The sequence below is a fragment of the Vibrio makurazakiensis genome (assembly GCF_050337375.1).
In the GTDB taxonomy this organism is placed as follows: domain Bacteria; phylum Pseudomonadota; class Gammaproteobacteria; order Enterobacterales; family Vibrionaceae; genus Vibrio; species Vibrio makurazakiensis.
The window spans coordinates 1-1,960 of record NZ_JAKJSW010000405.1; the positions used below are offsets into that span (position 1 = coordinate 1).

Here is a 1,960-nt window from a genome sequence, read left to right on the forward strand (position 1 = left end):
GTCCAACAGCCTTCTGCTAGAGCACTAATACGTGGATAGATCATGTAATCCATACGGTGTTGATTAGTGATGATTTCGCACCATAAAGCACATTGGATGCCGCGGATGCGTTTACGAATAGGGTCGTTGTCAGGGATATCGGATAAAGGCTCATAGTTATAAGCTTGCTCCAATGGAATAACTGATGCCCAATCAACACCTGGCTCTTCAGGCGCGTAGTCTTGTGCCATATCTAGATAAGTGTATTGACCTGGTTGTAGTACCACGTCAAACCCTTGTCGAGCACAGTTCACGGCGGCTTCTTCACTCAGCCATGAATAGATGATGGTGTCTTTACTGACTTTATTTCCGTGTTGAGCTTCTTCCCATCCGACCATTCTTTTACCAAGCGCTTTGAGTTTATTCTCCGCGTAACGGAATAGGTGGCCTTGTAGGTCTTTGCTGTCGGTGTAACCTTTCTCTTGCATCAACTTTTGTGCTGCTGGACTTTCTGCCCATACACCATGAGGAACTTCATCGGCGCCCATGTGAATAAGCTGGCTTGGGAACAGTTGTGAAATTTCTTCCAGAACGGCATCCAAAAATTGATAAGTACCAGGTAATGCAGGGTTTAATACGTTATCCGTGTAGTGTTGGATACTGCTGTATTGAGTTGAGTCTTCTGGTTCAACAAGTAGCTCGGGCAGAGATTTAATCGCAGCTCGGCAGTGACCTGGAATATCTATTTCGGGGATCACACTAATTTCACGCTGCTCAGCGTAAGCGATCACTTCTCGGATTTGTTGTTGGGTGTAGAAGCCACCATAACTTTCTGAAAGGTGGGTGTACTGAGGTTCTAGTTTATGCTCTAGACCACGCCAACCTCCAATGTCGGTTAGCTCAGGGAAAGCTTTGATTTCAATACGCCAACCCTCGTCATCCGTTAAATGCCAGTGGAAGGTATTGAACTTGTAGTGCGCTAATTGGTTAATGAGACGTTTAATCTCATCTACGCTATGGAAGTGTCGCGCACAGTCCAGCATCATGCCGCGGTATCTAAACCTTGGTTTATCCGAAATAGTGCAACATTGCACCGAAAGCTCGTCTTTGTTTACGTATGAAATAAGCTGAATTAAGCTTGCGACACCATGTGTGAAGCCAGAGCGAGAACCTGACTCAAGCACAATCTCACTCGGTTCAACAATTAGTTTGTATTCACCTTCATCTAAAGTTGGATTACTGCTAAAGAGCAGTGAACCGTGATTAGATATTGGAAGTTCTAACTCAAAATACTGCTGCAATTCTTGCTGAAGCCAATTGCTTGCATTGTCAGCTAGAGAAGAGTGAACCGTTAATTGAACATGCTCATTTAAGATAAATATTCCGTTCTTAATTTCACATTCATTAGGCTGTGGGATCAGAGCGAGTGGTGCGGCTTGTACATCTGGGATCACACTGCGTTCACGGTACGGTGATGCTAATACGATAGGAGAAATATCTACTGGGATAATTTGTGTATGCTCATTAGCCGTTTTTTGAATAAAAGCATCGTTTAAGCCATCAGAATAAAATCGAAATGGAGCACTGTTTATGCTGAATTCACAGTAAAAATGATGGTTAGCTTTTAACGTGGCTTCATTGGAACTTAGCGAGCAGTAACTACCGATTTGCTTTAGCGAACCTTGAGATAAGCTGTCAGAGATAATTAGGCGATCAAATGCAAAATGCAGTGACCAGTTCTCTAAATCCTGATCGCTGAGGTTATGGATAGTCAGCCCAAAACGGCAGGTTTGTTTTTGTTCTGATAGTACGGCTAAATCAACGCGATAATTCATAAGACCTCCAACTCGTTAAAGTGGGTACAAGTTATGTTCAGGTTTACCTGCAAACATTAAAGCGCCTTCAATGGCGTCAAACTGTGCAGGTACAATCCATTGCTGTACTGGTGGAGAAAGCCAATGAAGAATACGCTCAGCAATAC

The 1,960-nt window shown here is 43.5% G+C and carries 1 protein-coding gene and 1 pseudogene; both read right to left on the minus strand.

Translation table 11 applies throughout. From position 1 onward, the window contains the following. The coding region (locus tag L4C33_RS21940) for a beta-N-acetylhexosaminidase (RefSeq protein ID WP_428814502.1) at nucleotides 1-1,814 on the minus strand (1,814 nt) is incomplete at its 3' end. Between the two features lie 15 nt (nucleotides 1,815-1,829). Next, nucleotides 1,830-1,960: pseudogene (locus L4C33_RS21945) on the minus strand (glucosamine kinase nucleotide-binding domain-containing protein); the annotation flags it as partial.